Source organism: Fructobacillus cardui, from assembly GCF_963580785.1.
Lineage (GTDB): Bacteria > Bacillota > Bacilli > Lactobacillales > Lactobacillaceae > Fructobacillus > Fructobacillus cardui.
Window position 1 is genome coordinate 41851 of sequence record NZ_CAUZLS010000007.1, and the last position, 19563, is coordinate 61413.

The 19563-nt window shown below is 45.6% G+C and carries 16 protein-coding genes; 12 read left to right on the plus strand and 4 right to left on the minus strand.

What is annotated here, in order from left to right:
* Window positions 1-5: 5 nt before the first annotated feature.
* The 4 genes from thiE (at window position 6) to AABI20_RS06590 (ending at window position 3390) form a co-directional block, all read left to right on the plus strand.
* The gene (gene thiE / locus AABI20_RS06575; RefSeq protein WP_338347176.1) at window positions 6-653 is read left to right on the plus strand and encodes a thiamine phosphate synthase; all 648 of its coding nucleotides are present in this window, start codon (window positions 6-8) and stop codon (window positions 651-653) included.
* On the plus strand, window positions 650-1441 hold the full coding sequence (gene thiM / locus AABI20_RS06580; RefSeq protein WP_338347178.1) for a hydroxyethylthiazole kinase: 792 nt from the start codon (window positions 650-652) through the stop codon (window positions 1439-1441). The genes thiE and thiM overlap by 4 nt, the downstream gene beginning before the upstream one ends.
* Before the next feature lie 142 nt (window positions 1442-1583).
* A complete protein-coding gene (locus AABI20_RS06585) occupies window positions 1584-1976 on the plus strand; it encodes a tautomerase family protein (RefSeq protein ID WP_338347180.1) in 393 nt (130 codons plus the stop codon).
* Window positions 1977-2217: 241 nt separating this feature from the next.
* Window positions 2218-3390: an iron-containing alcohol dehydrogenase gene (locus tag AABI20_RS06590; protein WP_288846250.1), complete on the plus strand. Its 1173-nt coding sequence runs from the start codon at window positions 2218-2220 to the stop codon at window positions 3388-3390.
* A gap of 154 nt (window positions 3391-3544) precedes the next feature.
* On the opposite strand, the gene AABI20_RS06595 is transcribed toward AABI20_RS06590, so the two are convergent.
* Entirely contained in the window at window positions 3545-5230 is a 1686-nt protein-coding gene (locus AABI20_RS06595; protein WP_047974503.1) for a glycoside hydrolase family 13 protein, read from the minus strand.
* A 165-nt stretch (window positions 5231-5395) separates the two neighbouring features.
* On the opposite strand from AABI20_RS06595, the gene AABI20_RS06600 reads away from it, so the two are divergent.
* Complete coding sequence (locus tag AABI20_RS06600; protein WP_047974502.1) at window positions 5396-6244, plus strand: alpha/beta hydrolase; 849 nt, start codon at window positions 5396-5398, stop codon at window positions 6242-6244.
* 120 nt (window positions 6245-6364) lie between these two features.
* On the opposite strand, the gene AABI20_RS06605 is transcribed toward AABI20_RS06600, so the two are convergent.
* Together AABI20_RS06605 and AABI20_RS06610 are read right to left on the minus strand one after the other, a co-directional pair.
* Window positions 6365-7321 carry a GMP reductase gene (locus tag AABI20_RS06605; protein WP_338347183.1) on the minus strand — a complete coding sequence of 319 codons (957 nt, stop codon included), beginning with the start codon at window positions 7319-7321 and terminating at the stop codon, window positions 6365-6367.
* Window positions 7322-7457: 136 nt separating this feature from the next.
* Complete coding sequence (locus tag AABI20_RS06610) at window positions 7458-8747, minus strand: adenylosuccinate synthase (RefSeq protein WP_047974500.1); 1290 nt, start codon at window positions 8745-8747, stop codon at window positions 7458-7460.
* 208 nt (window positions 8748-8955) lie between these two features.
* Between AABI20_RS06610 and purB the strand changes: the two genes are divergently transcribed.
* The 6 genes from purB to alsS all read left to right on the plus strand — a co-directional run bounded on the left by purB (window position 8956) and on the right by alsS (window position 17170).
* Window positions 8956-10254: an adenylosuccinate lyase gene (gene purB / locus AABI20_RS06615; protein ID WP_047974499.1), complete on the plus strand. Its 1299-nt coding sequence runs from the start codon at window positions 8956-8958 to the stop codon at window positions 10252-10254.
* 470 nt (window positions 10255-10724) lie between these two features.
* On the plus strand, window positions 10725-11636 hold the full coding sequence (locus AABI20_RS06620; protein ID WP_338347185.1) for a hypothetical protein: 912 nt from the start codon (window positions 10725-10727) through the stop codon (window positions 11634-11636).
* A 187-nt stretch (window positions 11637-11823) separates the two neighbouring features.
* Window positions 11824-12720: a DMT family transporter gene (locus tag AABI20_RS06625; protein WP_338347186.1), complete on the plus strand. Its 897-nt coding sequence runs from the start codon at window positions 11824-11826 to the stop codon at window positions 12718-12720.
* Between the two features lie 64 nt (window positions 12721-12784).
* Complete coding sequence (locus tag AABI20_RS06630; protein ID WP_053068908.1) at window positions 12785-13324, plus strand: GNAT family N-acetyltransferase; 540 nt, start codon at window positions 12785-12787, stop codon at window positions 13322-13324.
* 135 nt (window positions 13325-13459) lie between these two features.
* Window positions 13460-15259 (plus strand): translation elongation factor 4, encoded by a 1800-nt coding sequence (gene lepA / locus AABI20_RS06635; protein WP_338347188.1) that lies wholly within the window; start codon window positions 13460-13462, stop codon window positions 15257-15259.
* Window positions 15260-15490: 231 nt separating this feature from the next.
* Window positions 15491-17170 carry an acetolactate synthase AlsS gene (gene alsS / locus AABI20_RS06640; protein WP_338345460.1) on the plus strand — a complete coding sequence of 560 codons (1680 nt, stop codon included), beginning with the start codon at window positions 15491-15493 and terminating at the stop codon, window positions 17168-17170.
* Window positions 17171-17319: 149 nt separating this feature from the next.
* Here the strand turns inward: alsS and AABI20_RS06645 are convergent, their stop codons facing one another.
* Window positions 17320-17928 (minus strand): helix-turn-helix domain-containing protein, encoded by a 609-nt coding sequence (locus AABI20_RS06645; RefSeq protein WP_047975043.1) that lies wholly within the window; start codon window positions 17926-17928, stop codon window positions 17320-17322.
* 146 nt (window positions 17929-18074) lie between these two features.
* On the opposite strand from AABI20_RS06645, the gene AABI20_RS06650 reads away from it, so the two are divergent.
* Complete coding sequence (locus AABI20_RS06650) at window positions 18075-19460, plus strand: MDR family MFS transporter (RefSeq protein WP_288846229.1); 1386 nt, start codon at window positions 18075-18077, stop codon at window positions 19458-19460.
* Window positions 19461-19563 lie beyond the last annotated feature (103 nt).

The following is a 19563-nucleotide window of genomic DNA, read 5'->3' on the forward strand; positions in this document are numbered from 1 at the left end:
AGATAATGAATTTTGATCCTGCATCATTAACGGTTTATCTCGTTGTGGGGAGCCAAAACGTCAATGACGACCCAAACGAAGTGATTCGCGTGGTTCAAGAGGCCTGTGACGCCGGCGTAACGGCTGTACAGTACCGTGAAAAGGACCACTCGAAGTTGAACCAAGCGGAAAAGGTGGAATTGGGCCAAACAATCAGGAGCATTACGAAAGCGGTTCATGTGCCTTTGTATGTCGATGACGACCTGCCTTTGGCACTGGCCATTCAAGCGGATGGTCTGCATGTTGGCCAGGGCGATACGCCGGTGCGAGCAATTCATGAGGTCGCCCCTGATTTGTTACTTGGTTTATCCGTCCATGATTTAAAAGAGTTAGCTGCCAGTGAAGCTGATTTGGCAGTCGTCGATTACTTGGGCGTTGGTCCGGCCTTTGCAACGACCAGTAAGGAAAAGGTCAAGGAGGCTATTGGGACGGAAGGCGTCTTGGCGGTTGCGTCAAAGAGCTCACTACCGGTTGTGGCCATTGGTGGCATCCATGAAGAAAACTGCCAGGAATTGGTAGAGTTGCCGATTGAGGGTGTTGCCGTGATTTCGGCCATTACCGCCAGCGATGATATTCAACGAAGTGTTCAGAAATTACGAGGAGTGACAAAATGAGTCAAACAATCTTAACTGCCGTTCGCCAGAACCAGCCCATCGTCTTGAACGTGGCCAATAGCGTTACCCCCCAATTGGTAGCAAATGCGATCGCCTATATCGGCGCTTCTCCAATTATGCTCGAAGATCCGCTAGATGCTGCTGATTTGACGAAAATTGCCAATGCCGTGACCTTGAATTTGGGTTCAACTTCTGAAAATTCACAAAAGGTGATGATTAATAGTGGGAAGACGGCCAACGAATTGGGCCTTCCTGTTATCTTTGATCCCGTTGCCGTTGGTGCAACGCCACTGCGGTCAAAGCGGGCCAAGGAACTCTTGAAATCAGTCAAGGTGAGCATCGTCCGCGGTAACCTCGGTGAGGTAGCGACTTTGGCTGAAGTGGAATGGGAAAGCCACGGAATCGATGCTGGTAGTGGCACCGCTGACCCAGTTGAAATTGCCCAGAAGGCGGCTCAAAAGCTTGGTGCCATTGTGGTCGCAACTGGTGTTCAGGACTTGGTTTCAGACGGCCAGAGGGTCTACCAGATTGCTAACTCGGCTAGCCAATTGGCAACCAATGTTGGGATGGGTGACGCCCTGGATGGTTTGTTGGGCGCCTTTGCAAGTCAAAGTATGGATTTGGCTGATTTAGCCTATGCGACCGCTGCTCTACCAGTTGCTGGCGAATTGGCGGTGGCTGAAGGTGTTGCCGGTCCTGCTGATTTCTTGAACAAGATGCTCGACCAGTTGGGCAACTTGACGGATGCAAAGCTTCAAGGGCAAATCCATCTGCACCAGGTTAAGTGATATCGCCGGGCCAATAGCTCACTCGAAATTGCTTGTGGGTGCCCAGCGCGCTTTGTCAGTGTTCATAACACTCGTGATTGTGCCTATCAGGTTTTTATGCTAGGATTACTCTATTAGCAAAGCTACACGAGGAGAAATGCGCATGCCATTAATGAAAATTGACTTGATTAAGGGTCAGTACGAACCCGCAGAAATTAAGAATATCATGCAACTGTCTTTTGACGTTGCCAAGGAAACGTTGTCACTACCAGACCGTGACCGTTTCCAAATCGTGACGCAACATGAAGACTATGAAATTAATTTTCAAGATGTTGGTCTTGGCTATGACCGTTCAGACAAGGTTTTGTTCTTTACGGTATTGTCAACGCCACGTCCAGTGAAGGCCAAGAAGGAATTCACGAAGTTATTGGTGGCGGCCTTGGCTGACAAGGCCGGCGTTCGTCAGGAAGATGTCATTATCTCCTTTATCAGCAACCATGCTGAAGACTGGTCATTTGGTGAGGGAAAGAATCATTTCTTAAACGGTGACCTTTAATAAAATTAGCTCGCTAGCACTAAGTGTTAGCGGGCCTTTTTGTTACAATCAGCTATTGTTAGCGACTGATCAATTGCCCGTAGCTGCCGTGATGATCAAAAGTGGTCTATGGAAAATTGACAGATGGGTTTTGTTCCTCTAAAATGGATGCACAAACCCTTCAGAGGGTTTAAGTCGAGCGAATAGGCCATTTAAATCACAAATGGTCTGCTTGTATGTTTAAAAAGGAGTTCTGTCAAAAATGGAAAATTTTACATTTAAGAACACAACCGATATTCGTTTCGGGAAAGATCGCTTGGAGACCGAATTGCAGGCTGCGATTGCTCAATTTGGTCCAAAGGTGCTCGTAACCTACGGTGGTGGTTCAATTAAAAAATCAGGTCTGTACGAGCGCGTGATTCAGGCGTTGGCGGGTTTGGATGTGACAGAATTGTCTGGGATAGAGCCCAATCCAAAGATTGCCTCAGTACGAGCGGGGCAAAAATTAGTGAAAGACAACGACATCGATGTCATTTTAGCCGTTGGTGGTGGATCTGTTATCGATGCTTCAAAGGTGATTGCTTCTGCTAAGTTCTATGACGGCGACCCTTGGGACTTGGTTTTGGATTCCAAGAAGCGCTTTGCCATTGACCAGTTGCCCGTTGTTGACATTTTAACGTTAGCGGCTACTGGAACTGAGATGAACACCGGTTCCGTGATTTCTAATCCGGAGACGAAACAAAAGTTGGGAACCGGTGGCCCGAATACACCATCCGTTTCCTTCCTTGACCCAAGCTTGACCTTCTCGGTTTCAAAGTGGCAAACGGCAGCTGGATCAATTGATATCTTTAGTCACTTGACAGAACAATACTTTGACCAAAAGGGTTATGAAAACGATGTTCGCAATGGCTTGATTGAAGGGATTATGCGGACCGTGATTAAGTGGGCGCCGGTTGCCTTGCGTGAACCCGATAACTACGATGCCCGAGCTAATTTGATGTGGGCGTCAACGATGGCCTTGAATGGCTTGCCACGGACAGGGAATGTCAATTCATGGTCGGTGCACCCAATCGAACACGAATTATCAGCCTATTATGATATTACTCACGGTGTTGGCCTTGGTATTTTGACGCCACACTGGCTGGACTTTATCTATTCAGCAGACACCAAGCCTTATTTCGTTTCCTTGGGACGGAATGTTTGGGATTTGGCGGGGGATGACGATGCCGTTGCCACCCAGACAATCGCCAAGACCCGGGAATGGTTGGCAAGTCTTGAAGTGCCAACCACATTGCCTGGTGTTGGCATTGAAACGGACCAGGATTTTGAGGCCATGGCCAAGAGCGCGGTTCAAGTTAACCATTTGGACCACAATGCCTTTGTGAAAATGACTGTGGCAGACGTTCGCAACCTCTTGGAAGCCTCAATGAAATAAGGGAACTGATTTGCTAGGGGGGTGAGCTTTCCTCGACTGACTAGCAAATCATTACTACAGCAAAAGAACCAAAGATCGACAATTTGTCGTATCTTTGGTTCTTTTTGTTTGTTTCATGTAGGCGGGGGCTCTTTGATTTAAAACAAATCAGTCCTTAGCGGTTATACAAGTAGGCCTTAGCTTCGTATGGTCGCAATTTTAGACCCAAATCATCTTGGTAATTGCTGATGAGCAACTGGGCATCGGCGGGAACGGGGTAGTCACGTTCCAGATTTTGGTCAGTGAAGTTGTTAATAATCAAGAGTTCTTGGTCATCCCCAATTCGCTTGTACGTATAAACATGGTCATCGGCCGGGTCAATCAATTCGTAGTGACCAGTGGTAATTAGGTCAAGGTCATGGCGGAGCTTAATCAACTTTTGATAGTGGTAAAAGACGGAATTATCGTCGGCCAAAGCGGCGGTCGCATTGATGGTCTCGAAGTTGTCATTCAACTTCAGCCAAGGAGTACCGTCGGTGAAGCCGGCGTTTTTTCCAGCCGTCCACTGCATTGGTGTCCGGGCGTTATCACGCCCCTTATAGTGAACGTAATCGAGCATGGTGTCGTTGTCCACTAATTTTTCCTTGTCGACAATGAACTTCCGACCGTTGATGATTTCGATATCATCGAAATCATCCCAACCCAGGTTGTAGGCATTAGTCATCCCCAACTCCTCGCCCTGGTAGATGTAAGGTGTTCCCTGCATAAAGTGCAAGAGGGTGGCGAGCATCTTGGCTGAAACCTCCCGGTATTCGGCAGAATCGTTTCCAAAGCGGCTAACGATACGAGGTTGGTCGTGATTATCCCAGTAAAGGGAATTCCAGCTATTGCCCTCAAGTTCCGTTTGCCACTTGCTCAAGTTGTCCTTGAGCTTGAGCAATGAAACTGGTTGGTTATCCCATTTACCAAGTGCTGGGTTGGGGTTGTCGTCCAGACCCATGTGTTCAAACTGGAAGACCATGTTCAGCTCGCTGCCGTCGATGCCAGCATACTTTTGGGCATGCTCAATATCGACGCCAGAAGTTTCACCAACGGTCATCAAATCAGCATTGTTCAACACCTTTTGTCGCATTTCCCGCAAGTATTCGTGCACGTGAGGACCGTTGGTGGTCAATGAAACCGGATTAGCATAGGTATTACCGGCGGGCAATGGTGCATCCGGCAATCCATCTGGCTTTGAAATCATCGAAATCACGTCCATCCGGAAGCCATCGATTCCCTTGTCGATCCACCAGTTCATCATTTGATAAACTTGGTCGCGGAGTTCATCATTTTTCCAGTTTAAATCAGGTTGGCCCTCAGCAAAGAGGTGGAGGTAGTATTGACCACTTTTCTCGTCAAACTTCCAGGCTGAACCCGAGAAGAAAGAGGACCAGTTGTTTGGTTCATGACCATCAACGGGGTCGCGCCAAATGTAAAAGTCGCGCTTGTCATTATCCTTGTTAGACCGACTTTCGATAAACCATTTGTGCTGGTCGGATGAATGGTTGACCACCAAGTCCATCACGATTTTGATATCGCGGGCGTGTGCAGCAGCCAATAAATCATCGAAGTCCTGCATCGTCCCAAATTCTGGGTTGATGGCTTGATAATCCGAAATATCGTAGCCGTTATCCTTGTTGGGTGATTGGTAGATGGGGTTGAGCCAAATCACGTCCGCTCCTAATTTGGAAACGTAACTCAGACGTTCCTGAATACCCTTCAAATCACCAATCCCATCACCATTCGAATCCTGAAAGGAACGAGGGTAAATTTGATAAACGACGGCCTTTTGCCACCATTTGATCGCGCTTGTTGTCATTTAAAAACCTCCAATTTGTTTTTCGGTTGAAAATTGAATCTACCCCATCATTATAAAGAAAATCAGCTGTGAAATAAAGGGGGTTCTAATTTAAAAGGCTTACTTTCCGGTAATAATAGCGGTATAATTTTAGACATCAAATGAGGAATCTTGGAAGGAGTTTCTGTGTTTAAAAAGAAGTTGTTTTGGGGGATTCTGGTTGCGCTAATGGCGATTGGGATTGTCTTTTATCTGGTGGGGTCAAAAATGAGTCCAACCTTGTCCGAGCAAAATGGCCAGCGTCCAAAGGAGGCCACGGTCTTCTTCCACGGCTACGGCTCCAGCCGTAATGCCGAAAAGTCAATGAGTCAGTATTTGGTGGATCATGATTATTCCAATCGACGGATTAACGTGACAGTTGAAAAAGACGGTACGGTCACCATGGATAAGACGATTGCCCCTGGTGACAAAAATCCGATTATCTTGGTCCAGTTTGATGATAATAAAAGCCAAGACTTTAACCAGACTGCTAAGTGGGTTACAACCATCATGACTAAGTTGAGTCAGCAGGGAATTCGGTCGGTTAATCTGATTGGTCATTCGATGGGCAATATGGCGATTGCTTTTTACCTGATGAATGCAGCCGATAATGGCCACGACTTACCGAAGGTCGGCCGCCAGATTTCAATTGCAGGGACATACAACGGGCTGATTTTAGCTAACCCGCAGTCAAATTCACCGTTAAGTGCTGATGGTGAGCCGCAAACGAAGACTGAAATCTTTGACCGCTTAGCGGGTCTGACGGCTTACTATCAAAACCACTCGACGCAGGTCTTGAATATCTACGGTAATTCGACCGGTGGTTCCGCTTCCGATACGACCGTTTATAATAATTCGTCCAAGGCCCTGAAGTACTTCGTGCGTCAGCCAAGTACTTATCAGGAAACGCTGATTGAAGGGGCGGATGGTCAACACTCGAAGCTTCATGAAAATCAGACTGTTGATCAAGATATCCTAAAGTTCTTGCAAAATTAAAACAGACAAAATAAAAATGATTGTAGCCATAAAGGCTGCAATCATTTTTTTGATGTCGTCGCTTGGTCGCCGGCACATTCAGCGCCAGCGAGGCGAGGGAGAGAGCGAGGAAAATAAAGATTAATAGTCAGTTAAGACAACGTAGTCGACCGTCTTAAGGCTGCTCAAGTCCCGACCACCGGCATAAGAAATGGCTGACTGGATGTCTTCTTCCATTTCGGTCAAAGTGTTTTGGATAGGGCCCTTGTAAGGAACCAACAACTTGCGACCTTCCACGTTATGAGAGTGACCCTTTTGGTAAGCTGAAGCAGAGCCAAAGTAGGCCTTGTAAGTCTTGCCATCCTGTTCAATCAAGTCACCAGGCGTTTCGTCGTGACCGGCAAACATCGAACCGACCATGACCATTGTTGCGCCAAAGCGAATTGACTTGGCGATGTCGCCGTTGTGGCGAATACCACCATCGGCGATGATTGGCTTAGTGGCTACCTGGGCGCATTGGGCGATGGCGGCTAATTGCCAACCATTAGTTCCAAAGCCAGTCTTGTCCTTGGTGATGCAGGCCTTACCAGGTCCGATTCCAACCTTGGTTGCATCGGCACCAGCAGCCTCGATTTCAACGATGGCTTCTGGTGTTCCCAAGTTACCGACAATCAAGAAGGTGTCTGGCAAGTTTTCCTTAATATAAGTCACCATCTTGATGACATAGTCGGAATGACCGTGGGCAACATCAATTGTGATGTAGTCTGGTGTGAGTTGTGCTTCCTTGAAATGATCAATCAAGGCGTATTCGCCATCCGTAATCCCAAGACTAATGGAAGCAATCAAGCCCTTAGATTGGATGTTTTGAACGAAGTCAAAGCGTGTTTCGGGTTGGAAGCGGTGCATCACGTAGAAGTAGCCATTGGAAGCTAACCATTCGGCCAAGTTTTCATCGATAACCGTGGCCATGTTGGCTGGCATAACAGGCAACTTGAAAGTGTGCTTTCCTAAAGTCACAGAAGTGTCGGCTTCGCGGCGAGACTTCAAGACTGATTTTTTAGGTAAAAGGCGAATAGCATCGTAATCAAAGGTTTTCATAACATAATCTCCGTTTCTGCTGGTACTTTAGTCTAGCAAGACTAGATTAAAGCAATATCAGCAAAGAAAAGAGCGACAGAGCTTGCAGTCCGACCATACCGGTCAGGCCGGCAGGACACTGTCGCCGAGTAGTTCTTTAGTTGTTTTCCCACAAATCAGTTAAGACGTTTGTGGCATCGCGGTCAGGGCCAACGGCAAAGGTTGCCAAAGGCAAATCAACGATTTCGCACACGCGCTTCAAGTAGTTGCGGGCGTTTTCGGGCAAGGCCTCAAGTGACTTGGCCTTGGTGATGTCTTCTGACCAACCAGGTAATTCCTCATAAACTGGTTCGCAGCGTTCCAAATCAGCTTCGGAAGCAGGGTAGTGGTCAATGACCTGGCCATCCAACTTGTAGTGTGTGGCAACCTTAACGGTTTCAAAGCCAGACAAGACATCCAAGCAGTTCAAGGAAAGCTGTGTTAAGCCGGAAACGCGCTTGGCATGACGCAAAGCGACAGTGTCCAACCAGCCGATTCGGCGGGGACGACCTGTGACAACGCCGTATTCGTGGGCGACGTCGCGAATAGTATTGCCAACTTCATCGAACAATTCGGTTGGGAAAGGACCTTCACCGACACGGGAGCAATATACCTTGGCCACACCGACAACTTGGTCAATGCGATTTGGACCGATTCCAGCACCGACGGCAGCGCCACCGGCAATTGGGTTAGACGATGTGACGAATGGATAAGTTCCATGGTCGATGTCCAACATGATTCCCTGGGCACCTTCGAACAAAACGCGCTTGTCATTGTCTAAAGCTTCGTTAATTAAATAGGAAGTGTCGGCCACAAAGGGACGCAACTTTTCGCCATATTCCTTGTATTGGTTGAAGATTTCATCAAAATCAAGGGGTTCGCGGTCAAAAACCTTGGTCAAGAACAGGTTCTTCACTTTCAAGGCCTGCTTTAAACGCTTTTCCAAAACCTTTGGTTCAAGCAAATCAGCAATGCGAATCCCAATTCGATCCAACTTGTCCTGGTAGGCAGGTCCAATTCCTTTGTGGGTCGTTCCAATCTTTTCTTTCTTTAAACCTTCTTGCAAGGCATCAAAAAGGGGATGATAAGGCATAATGACTTGGGCTCTTGAAGAGACCTTTAAGTTATGAACGGTGACACCGTTTTCCTTTAAATAGTTAATTTCATTAAATAGTGTTTCTGGGTTGACCACAACACCGGTACCAATCACGTTGGTAACCTGTGGCAGGAAGATTCCAGAAGGAATCAGCTGCACGTGGAGTTTCTTACCATCGATGACCAATGTATGGCCAGCGTTGTCGCCCCCCGCATAGCGGACAACGAAGTCGGCCTTCTGACTCAGAAAGTCTGTAATTTTACCTTTTCCTTCGTCACCCCATTGGGCGCCGGCAATCACGATTGAAGACATGGTTTACCTCTTTTATCATTTATTGGCCATTTTTGACCAAAGGTTAGTATACGGGGAAACGTTCAGAAAATCAAGGGAAAATCAGGGATTGGTTCGGTTTTAATGTTCGGATTCTGCATAAAACTGATTTATTTAATAAATAGTTCGTATTTATACCCAAATTCTTGCTATAATACTCTTGCACGTTTGATAAAAAAGGAGAGTCATAATGTTAGACCGTTATAGTCGACCAGCCATGCGTGATATTTGGTCACTGCAAAACCAGTACCAAACTTGGTTGGATGTTGAAATTGCCATTGATGAAGCTTGGTCAAAGTTGGGCGAAATCCCAGCTGAGGATGTTGAAAAGATTCGTCAGAATGCCACCTTTGATGTTGCGCGCATCGAAGAAATTGAAGCGGTCACACACCATGATATTGTTGCTTTTACCCGGACAGTTTCAGAATCATTGGGTGAAGAAAAGAAGTGGGTTCACTTCGGAATCACGAGTACAGATGTTGTCGATACTTCATATGGTGTTCGTTTGAAGCAAGCTAACGCCATCTTGGAAGAAGACTTGGAAAACTTTATTGCCGTTTTGAAGAAGAAGGCAATCGAGTATAAGGATACGGTCATGATTGGCCGGACACACGGTGTTCAAGCCGAACCAACGACCTTTGGTTTGAAGATTGCTCGTTTCTATTCTGAAATGGAACGCAACTTGGAACGCTTTAAGAAGGCCGCCCGTGGTGTTGAAGCTGGTAAGATTTCTGGTGCCGTGGGTACGTTTGCCAACATTCCACCTGAAATTGAACAGTATGTTTGTGAACGCTTAGGTTTGCACGCTCAGGAAATTTCATCACAAGTTTTGCCACGTGACTTGCATGCCGACTATATGGCTACTTTGGCCTTGATTGCTTCAAGCATGGAAGGTTTCGCTGTGGAAATTCGTTCATTGCAACGTTCTGAAATCCACGAAGTCGAAGAAAAGTTTGCTAAGGGCCAAAAGGGTTCTTCCGCAATGCCGCACAAGCGTAACCCAATCGGTTCAGAAAACATCTGTGGCTTGGCTCGCGTGGTTCGTGGCCAAATGGTGACTGCTTACGAAAACATTCCTTTGTGGCACGAACGTGATATTTCACATTCATCAGCCGAACGGATGATTTTGCCAGACAGTACGTCATTGTTGGACTACATGTTAAACCGTTTCATGAAGATCATCGACACGCTGACGGTCTTCCCTGAACGCATGAAGTCAAACATGAACTTGACGCACGGTCTGATTTACAGCCAGCGTGTGTTGTTGAAGTTGATTGAAACGGGAATGGCTCGTGAAACGGCCTATGACTTGGTTCAACCTTTGACAGCCAAGTCATGGGATGAAGGTCGTTCATTCAAGGACTTGGTTGAAGGGGACAAGACGATTACTGCCCACTTATCACAGGCAGAAATCGACGACGCCTTCGATTATCACTATCACTTGAGCCAAGTTGATACGATCTTCAAGCGCCTTGGTTTGACTGACTAAAAAATTAATCTTAACCGTATATAGGAAGTAAAATTTCGCAGGATTCTTAGCTGCGAGTTTTACTTCCTTTTTTTGTCGATCAATGGACCCCAGTGCAAAATCAGTTTTAAAAATGAAATGTTACGTGATTATTTATTCTAAAAAGTATTACATTGTTACGAAAATAAGTGTGACCTTAATATTACAGAACGAGCTGTTTTTTAGAATAGTTTGAGAAAAATATTAGATATATCATTGTGAGGTGTCTAGAATAACGAATACTTTACGTTCTGCAATTAGAAAATTTTTGGTATAAGATACCTATTTAAAGGGGATTATCCGATTATCTTCTAAGTTATAAACATATAATGAGAATTAGAAAATTAATAAAATCTATTCTAAAAAACAGTGTAATACTATTGCGATGTTTTGTATTTTTTATTATAATAATGTTTGCAAATAATATCAAACATTTCCCGGAGGTATCAAACGTGGAAATTAGAGTAAATAAATTTCAAGAAAGAACGCTGGCGCGACTAGATGATGGGACTTACCAGGTTAAAACCAATCAGGAGACCTACCAACTTAGCGGGCAAGCAGGCGATAACTATGATGGTTATCAACTAACGATTAATGGCGATATGGTTGCCACTAAGCCGTTTAGTCTGATTTTTAACCAAAAAACTACGGGTGGGTTGACGAAGTTTTCGGTGCCTCTTTACCTAACTAAAGGGGATAATCGGTCGATTTTAGTTATTCGTGATGCTGTTGGTAATCAGACTAAAAAGAAATTAAATGTCCGCTATTATCAAACAAATTTGCCAGCACCAACCGTTACAAAAGATGGTAGCGGCGTTATTCAGCGCTTTCCACTGTTACTAACAGCAAAAGCGAATCTGCCGGCGGACAACCCGAGCGATAACGAATTGACGGTTATGTATTCTTTGAATCAAGGTCAGCAATGGCAAAAATATCAGGGTGATCTGTCAATTCGAGAAAATAAAACGGTTCAGTTCAAAACGGTCGATGCGTATGGGAATCAGTCGCAGGTGGTGACAGTGGCTGTGCATGAGTTTTCACCAGCTCAAAAGGAACAAATAGCGGTTGCCAGTCATCAACCGTCAAGGCTAATTAATAAAGTTTCGTGGCCGGCCTCTATCCGCCACAGGTTCCAAGACCAACGAAATCATTATCGGAGCCACCATTCACCTTATTTTTCTTCTGGTGGTATGAGCCACCATTGTTGGGATGGCTTTGGACCAAAGATGGGCTGGGGCAATTTTAACCAAAACAGAGGTTGGAAAAACTGGAAAAAGTATCTATTTTCGCAATCAATCCATGCTTGGCACCCAAATTTTCATCAAATTAACTGGGGTGGCCGTGCCTGGATGAGTGAGTATTGATGCTGGTCATCAGAAAGAAGGTGATAGATAAAAGTATTTTTATCAATTAATTACAAATAATGTTCACTTATAAGTGCACTTAACAAAAACGCTTAATTAATCTTGGTAGAAGGTAAATCTGTTTGATTTACCTTTTTTCATGTATAATCAAACTAATTTTACTAATTTAGAAAGAGAAGGGTTTGCCATGGCGGAGAAGAAAACAGGACGGGGAATTTTGTATGCGGTTACCGGTAGTGTTTTCTGGGGAGCGTCCGGCACGGCGGCACAAGCCCTCTTTGCTAACAGCCAAATTTCGCCATTATGGTTAGTAGGTGTTCGTTTGTTGTTGGCTGGCCTTTTATTGCTAGCGTGGTATGGCTTGGCAAGTAAGCAATCTTTGTTTTCCATTTGGAAAAATCAGCGATCAGCGACCTTTCTTTTGCTCTTTGCCTTCTTAGGAATGTTGCCATCGCAATTGTCTTATTTTATGGCTATTCATTATGGCAATGCACCAACGGCGACAGTCTTACAATTTTTGGAGCCAATTTTTATTATTTTGTATCTCACGGTTTGTAGCCATGCCTTGCCACGGCGGTTGGATTTGATTTCGGTCATCGTTGCCTTGGTTGGAACCTTCTTACTAGTAACGAGTGGTAACCTGATTAAACTTTCACTGGCACCTCTAGCCCTATTTTGGGGTTTGGCAGCTGGCTTGAGTCAGGCTTCTTACACACTGTTGCCCAAAGAACTCTTAGTAAACTTTGATGGTCGTCTGGTCGTTGGCTGGGCGATGACGCTCGGCTCGATTCCATTTTTTCCAATTTTGTTCAGCCATTCGTTGAAGTCAATTTCGCTAGTCGGTGGTGGGCAGATTACTTTTATCGTTATTTTTGGAACTATGTTGGCTTATTTGTTCTATATTAATAGCCTTCAGGACCTTCAGCCAGCCACAACCGGGATGTTAAGTTCCTTTGAGCCCCTGACAGCGACGTTCTTAGCAGTTGCTTTCTTGGGGACGAGCTTGACGGCTATTCAAGTTCTTGGCGGCCTGTTTGTTCTTTCAACGATTTTCCTCCAGTCAATCCCGACAAAGGCAGCGTGACTGTGTTAAAATACCAATAAGAAAAAATGCCTTCTATCTTAACTTAACTGAAAGGGGGGGCACCATGACAGAGATTCAGCTGCAAAAACACCCTGGGGTGACATTGGTTTCCGCTCGAGTTGAGATGGCGGAAGAAATTTATACGGTTGTGGACCAAGACCGCGAGCATATTGGCCAGTTTTTACCTTTTGTTGATCAAACGGAGGCTGTCCAAGATACGCTGACCTATCTTGAGTCACAATTAAAAATCAGCGAACCGGGTAAGGAGCTGATTTTTACTATTCAAAAAGATGGTAAAATCATTGGAATGATTGAGTTGCATCACTATTCAGCAATGGACCGGCGGGCTGAGATGGGCTATTGGCTGACCAAGGCTTATACAAAGCAGGGAATTATGACGGCGGCAGCTAAAGCGCTTTGCGACTATGCTTTTCGGGTGGCGGGTCTGCACCAAATTATTGTTTTGGCCGACGTTGAGAATCCTGGATCAAACGGTGTGATTCGTGCTGCTGGCTTTACTTATCTGATATCTCATCCGGATTACTCATATCGGGCGGGCACATATCACGATATGAATGTTTATTACCGTTTGGCTAATGAATAGCTATTAATCAAAGTAAAAGGAGAAAAGCACTATGACAATTCAACTTGTTGGCTTCTCATTCTGATAACAGAATGGGATTGAAGTCTTTTTCAGCCCCATTCAACGCGCACTGCATTCGAATGGAGAAACTGAACAATGAACCTTAAATCAATTCGTAATTTTGCAATTATTTCCCACATTGATCATGGTAAGTCAACACTATCAGACCGACTCATGGAGGAAACCAAGACGGTTTCTGACCGGGAAATGACACCCCAGTTGTTAGACAGCATGGGGGTGGAGCAAGCACACGGCGTGACAGTCAAGTCACGGACGGTGCAAAATACTTATCGGGCAAATGACGGCCAAGACTATCAGTTAAATCTGATTGATACACCGGGTCACGTTGACTTTAACTATGAAGTTACGAAAAGCCTTTCAGCAACCGATGGCGTCATCCTTTTGGTTGATGCGACCCAGGGTGTGCAAGCACAAACGGTTGCGAATTGGCGGTTAGCCCATGAATTGGGGCTGCCGATTTTACCGGTCTTAAATAAAATTGATGCCGCGAGTGCTCAGATTGACGAGAGAGAAGAACAAATTAGACAACTGGACCCGACCTTGGCTAATCGTCAGATTTATCACATTTCAGCCAAGACTGGCTTGGGAATAGCGGACCTTTTGGAGGCGATTGTTCATGAATTGCCGGCCCCGGTCGGTGATGAAAGCAGTCCTCTCAAGGCCCTCGTCTTTGATTCTGAATATGATGCCTTTCAAGGGGTGATTGCCCAAATTCGGGTAATCGATGGCACCCTAAAAAAGGGCACCGCACTTCAATTAATGGCTAATGGGCAAAAACTGCTAGCCAAAGAAGTTGGTATTTACCAACCAAACCGAGTGCCTGTCAACGAATTGACCGTTGGTGAAGTCGGCTATGTCGTGACCGGGATTAAAAATCCCAAGCAGGTAACAGTTGGGGATACGTTGACGAGCCAAAGCCAGCCAACTGAAACGGCTTTGCCTGGTTACCAGCAGAGTCAGCCGGTTGTTTATGCCGGCATTTACCCAGTCGACGACTACAATGTTTTGCAGGAAGCATTGCAAAAATTAGCTTTGAATGATACCTCCCTTGTATTAACGAATGAGCAATCCGAAGCGATGGGACCAGGCTTTCGAGCAGGTTTCTTGGGGATTTTTCACCTGCAAATCATTAAAGAACGCCTTGAAACCGAGTTTGGAATCCAGGTTGTGGTGACAGCCCCAAACGTTTCTTACCGGGTACAAGTGGCACAAAAGGGCCAGGACATTCAGACGGTGACAGTGACCAATCCAACCAAGTTTCCTGATTTTGATCAAATTTTAGCGGTCGAGGAGCTGGTGGTCAAGGCGACCATCATGACGCCAAGTGATTCGGTTAACCAGTTAATGAAATTAGCGGATGATTATCGTGGTGTGTTTATGGATATGGGCAACCAGGGTGATTATGTCCGCTTGGTCTATCAAATGCCTTTATCCGAAATTGCCTACGATTTCTTTAACCAATTAAAATCATTGTCGCACGGCTACGCTTCGTTTAGTACGGAAGCCATTGGTTATCAGGAAGCTGATTTGGTCAAGGTCGACTTGCAGGTTAACTATGTCCAGGTCGATGCATTGGCTTTTGTGACGCATCGCTCACGGGTGGCCGAACAAACGCAACAATTGGTCCACGAATTGAAAATGACGATTCCAAGGCGCCTTTATCCGATGCCGGTTCAGGCGTTGGTGGAGGGGCGGGTAGTTGCCCGGGTTGATGTGCCACCTCTGCGTAAAAATGCTGCGGTCAATGGTCAGGCTAAAAGTATCTCCAAGAAGCAGGCGCTGCTCCGCCGTCAAAGTGCGAACAAGCGTCAGGCGGCTCAGTCTGATATTGAATTACCGCAAGCCGTTTTTAATGCCTTACTTTCACTAAAATAATTAAAAATCAGCCCCAGCGCAGCTTGCGTTGGGGCTTTTATACTAAATTATAATTTTTCTTTAGAATTGAGATGCGAAAATAAGCGAGATATTCGTAAAAAAAGGCCCAGATACCTGTTTATTTTTAATATTTAAATAAAAATTTGATAATTTTTGAACTAAATTGACTTTTATTGTTTTAAAGCATAGACTAAAAATTGTAATATTAATAAAAAAGAAGGAAAATTTAAAATGAAAAAACATGGTGCTGACATCGTCACAGATTCCCTGGTGAATCACGGGGTTGATCTCGTTTTTGGAATTCCGGGAGCGAAGATTGACCGTTTGTTCGAGACACTGGAGCACCCACAACCAGGACAGCGGGTACCAAAGTTGATCGTGACTCGTCATGAGCAAAATGCCGCCTTTATGGCCCAGGCATTTTCGCGGATTACTGGTAAGACTGGTGTTGTGATTGCCACTTCTGGTCCTGGGGTTGGAAACTTGGTAACGGGCTTGATGACTGCTAATGCCGAAAGTGATTCAGTTTTGGCCATCGGGGGTCAGGTTCCTCGTCGTGACTTGTATCGGTTGACGCACCAATCGACAAATTCGGCCGCTTTGTTTCAAAGCGTGACCCGGTTTAGTTCTGAGATTCAAGATCCAAACAATATTTCTGAGATTATCGCTAATGCCTTTGGAGCAGCGAACGGAACGAAGCGTGGAGCAGCCTTTGTTTCTTTGCCACAGGATGTCGATGATGTTGAAGTGACCAGCCCTGCATTGCCGGTTGTCAACCAACCGCGCCAGGGGGCAGCGGCCTTAACTGATTTAGACTGGTTGGCCGAACAAATTAAGAATGCCAAGTTGCCCGTCTTGCTTGTTGGTGCCCGTGGCTCAGACGACGATACAGTGGCGGCTTTGCACACATTGTTGAAGCAAACGCCTTTGCCTGTCGTTGAAACCTTCCAGGGCGCTGGTGTGATTTCCCGTGAACTGGAGGCCCAATCATATTTCGGTCGGGTTGGTCTTTTCCGTAACCAGACAGGGGACAAGTTACTCAAGCAATCTGATTTGGTTGTGACGGTTGGCTACGATGCCATCGAGTACGAACCACGAAATTGGAACAAGGAAAACGATTTGAAGATTGTCGCAATGGATGTTACGCCAGTTCAAATTGACAATAACTTTGTGCCAACGCGCCAATTAGTTGGTAATTTGGCCCAATCATTGACGCTTTTGACGGAGAAGGTTGCGAGTTATCAGGTGCCGGCAGAAAGTCATGGCACTTTGCAAGAGTTAAAGGCTGATTTGAAGGCGTCGGATGAACCATCTTACACGCCGGCACAAGCCAACTTGAACCATCCACTGAATGTCATCAAGGCTCTGCAAAATCACGTGACCGATGACATGACGGTTTCGACTGATATTGGCTCACATTATATTTGGATGGCCCGTCACTTTAAGTCATACGTCGCTCGTCACTTCTTGACGTCGAATGGCATGCAGACACTTGGGGTCGGCCTTCCTTGGGCAATGGCCGCTGCGATGGTTCGTCCAAATGCTAAATCAGTTTCCGTTTCTGGCGATGGTGGCTTCTTCTTCTCCGCAATGGAATTGGAGACGGCTGTCCGCTTGCAGTTGAACACGGTGCATATCGTTTGGAACGATAATGCCCATTACGACATGGTCAAGTTCCAAGAAGAAATGAAGTATGACGGCCAAGCCGCCGGTGTTGACTTTGGTAATATTGATATCGTGAAGTATGCCGAAGCCTTTGGTGCTAAGGGACTGCGGGTTGAAACGCCAGCTGACCTTGATGCTGTTTTGACAGAAGCCTTTGCAACAGAAGGACCGGTTGTTGTTGATGTACCAGTTGATTATTCACATAATTTTGAATTAGGATCTCAGTTGATTGAATCTGAGGGCTAATGTTGGTTCGGTTATCGTTCAAAATACCCTTTCGGTTGAACGCATGCCGGCCTCAAACCTTCCTTAATAACAAAAACCTTTCAGAAATGTTTTTCTGAAAGGTTTTTTTGTTTGGTGGTGGAATAACGGCCCGCAGGCCAATGCTGATTTTACTGCTGGTTGGCTAACCAAGCTGGTAAAACAATTTGGTCAATTAATTCTTCGGGGTCAGGCGCTTGCTGGGTAGCGATAAAGGAGTAGTAGCGGCGAATATTACCCAAGAGCATGAGAACCTCTTTGCTGGGAACTATCTTTAATTCACCGCGCTTGATGGCCCTAGTAGCTAACAAAGTTCCAAGCTCAACGGCACCTTCCTCGGCTTTTTTCAAAAAATCATCATTGATAGTTTCACCGTTGACAGCTTGGTAGAGTGTAAATTTAATTAAATATTGGTTGATTCGTTCATGCAGGCCTTCGATTTTCCTGGCGTTTTCAATCAGGTCGCCACGAAGGCTACCAGTATCGGGAAAGGATTGCGTATCCAAATCCTCTGGGAATCCAGAATTTTCGTGTGCCCAATGGTGGACGGCATCCACTAAGAGGGCAGATGGTGAATCCCAACGGCGATACAAGACACTGCGGGATGTTTTGGCGTAGTGCGCAACATTTTTAAAAGTGACCGCATCAATGCCCTTTTGATCAAAGAGACGTAGTGCCACTGCGTAAATTGTCTGCTCGAGGGCTAACCCACGTTTTCTTGTTTGCGTTTCTTTTTCCATAAAAATAGTTTAACACAAAAAATAAGGAACGTTATGTTTCTTATTGGCTTTTAGTTAGCAGCCAAGTATATTAATCAGCGGATTGAAATAGAGAACAAATTGTTCCTTATTTCCTCAAATAAATTAAACAGAGTGGAAATGGAAAAATGGAAATTAAAAAAATACGCAATGTTGCGCTAATTTTGGCTTTTGGCCTTTTGGCGCCCATGCTTGATACGACCATGACCAATATCGCCATTAATGATATCGGTCGTGATTTGCATACCACGCTAGCGAATGTGCAGTGGATTATTACGGCCTACGTTTTGGCTATGAGTATTGCTGTCCCATTCTCTGGCTGGTTAACGCAGCGCTTTAATGGGAAATGCGTTTTTTTGGCAGCACAGATTTTCTTTGGTTTGTCTTCGGTGGGGGCTGCATTGAGTCATGATATCAATGCTTTGATTCTGTACCGAAGCGTCCAAGGCTTTGCGGCCGGCTTGATCATTCCGTTGGTGACAACGATGTTAGTGAATATTGCGCCACGCGAACATTTGCAAAAGCTGATGATGGTAGTGATGTTGCCGATTATGGTTGGTCCCATCTTTGGGCCAATTATTGGAGCACTTGTTGTTGAATATGGTAACTGGCAATGGATTTTTTGGATTAATGTGCCGATTATGATTATTGCAGCCGGTTTGAATTTTTGGAAGGTGCCGGATATTCCGGCCTTTAATAAATCAGCACGCATCGATGCCTTCGGTATTGCCTTGCTGGGCTTGGGTTCGGCTGCTGTTATTTATGGCCTTTCCCGTGCAGGCGATTTAGCCAGCTTTAACAATCCCGATACCCGTCTCTATGTGATTGCTGGTTTGTTGGCCTTTGTTGTCTACTGGATTTGGGGCCGGTACAAAAAGGACCAGGCGGTCTTGCCACTTGCTTTGTTTAAGTCACCGGTTTATTCAGCGACGACGATTAACTTGATCTTGGCTGGGATGGTCACCAATGGACCGATGCTGATTTTGCCATTGTACTTCCAGCAGGGTCGGTCGATGTCCGTTTTGGAAACGGGGCTCTGGCTGTTGCCTCAAGGAATTGGGATGTTGTTGATTCGTCCGGTTTTGCTGAAATTACTCGATCGCATTGGTGTTCGCTACGTGGTTTGGTTGGCCCTTTCATTGGCATTAATTGGGATGATTCCGTTTGGTTGGATTAATGCCAGCACGAACATGGTCATTGTCAGTACTGCGCTTTTCGTTCGTGGCCTTGGAGTCGGTGGTATGATTATGCCACTGATGACGACGATTCTCTTGGGTATGGAAAAGGAATTGATTCCGCAAGCCAACATTGGCGCACGGATCTTCCAAAACGTTGGCGGTGCTTTTGGTTCTGCCTTGGTAGCGACTGTCGTTGCTGCTTACGTTTCAACGCACCGTGTTTTGGGTGCTAACATTGTTGCTTATCAACATGCCTTTTGGTGGTCCGTGGCCATCACCATCGTGATGTTTATTCCGGCAATCTTTTTGCCAAAGCAAGTTGAGCCAAAGGATTAAAATGCTCACAGCAATTGAAGCGTAAAGAAAAAGTATCCGTCAGTTTGTCTGACATATTTTAAATCAGCGAGGCATTGGCGGATACTTTTTGTGTTGGTTGAAA

What these genes read in the sequence shown, in the direction of transcription:
- thiE (WP_338347176.1), top strand. Translation starts at nt 6, where the DNA reads ATGAATTTTGATCCTGCATCATTAACGGTTTATCTCGTTGTGGGGAGC.
- thiM (WP_338347178.1), top strand. Translation starts at nt 650, where the DNA reads ATGAGTCAAACAATCTTAACTGCCGTTCGCCAGAACCAGCCCATCGTC.
- AABI20_RS06585 (WP_338347180.1), top strand. Translation starts at nt 1,584, where the DNA reads ATGCCATTAATGAAAATTGACTTGATTAAGGGTCAGTACGAACCCGCA.
- AABI20_RS06590 (WP_288846250.1), top strand. Translation starts at nt 2,218, where the DNA reads ATGGAAAATTTTACATTTAAGAACACAACCGATATTCGTTTCGGGAAA.
- AABI20_RS06595 (WP_047974503.1), bottom strand. Translation starts at nt 5,230, where the DNA reads ATGACAACAAGCGCGATCAAATGGTGGCAAAAGGCCGTCGTTTATCAA.
- AABI20_RS06605 (WP_338347183.1), bottom strand. Translation starts at nt 7,321, where the DNA reads ATGAAAACCTTTGATTACGATGCTATTCGCCTTTTACCTAAAAAATCA.
- AABI20_RS06610 (WP_047974500.1), bottom strand. Translation starts at nt 8,747, where the DNA reads ATGTCTTCAATCGTGATTGCCGGCGCCCAATGGGGTGACGAAGGAAAA.
- purB (WP_047974499.1), top strand. Translation starts at nt 8,956, where the DNA reads ATGTTAGACCGTTATAGTCGACCAGCCATGCGTGATATTTGGTCACTG.
- AABI20_RS06625 (WP_338347186.1), top strand. Translation starts at nt 11,824, where the DNA reads ATGGCGGAGAAGAAAACAGGACGGGGAATTTTGTATGCGGTTACCGGT.
- AABI20_RS06630 (WP_053068908.1), top strand. Translation starts at nt 12,785, where the DNA reads ATGACAGAGATTCAGCTGCAAAAACACCCTGGGGTGACATTGGTTTCC.
- lepA (WP_338347188.1), top strand. Translation starts at nt 13,460, where the DNA reads ATGAACCTTAAATCAATTCGTAATTTTGCAATTATTTCCCACATTGAT.
- alsS (WP_338345460.1), top strand. Translation starts at nt 15,491, where the DNA reads ATGAAAAAACATGGTGCTGACATCGTCACAGATTCCCTGGTGAATCAC.
- AABI20_RS06645 (WP_047975043.1), bottom strand. Translation starts at nt 17,928, where the DNA reads ATGGAAAAAGAAACGCAAACAAGAAAACGTGGGTTAGCCCTCGAGCAG.
- AABI20_RS06650 (WP_288846229.1), top strand. Translation starts at nt 18,075, where the DNA reads ATGGAAATTAAAAAAATACGCAATGTTGCGCTAATTTTGGCTTTTGGC.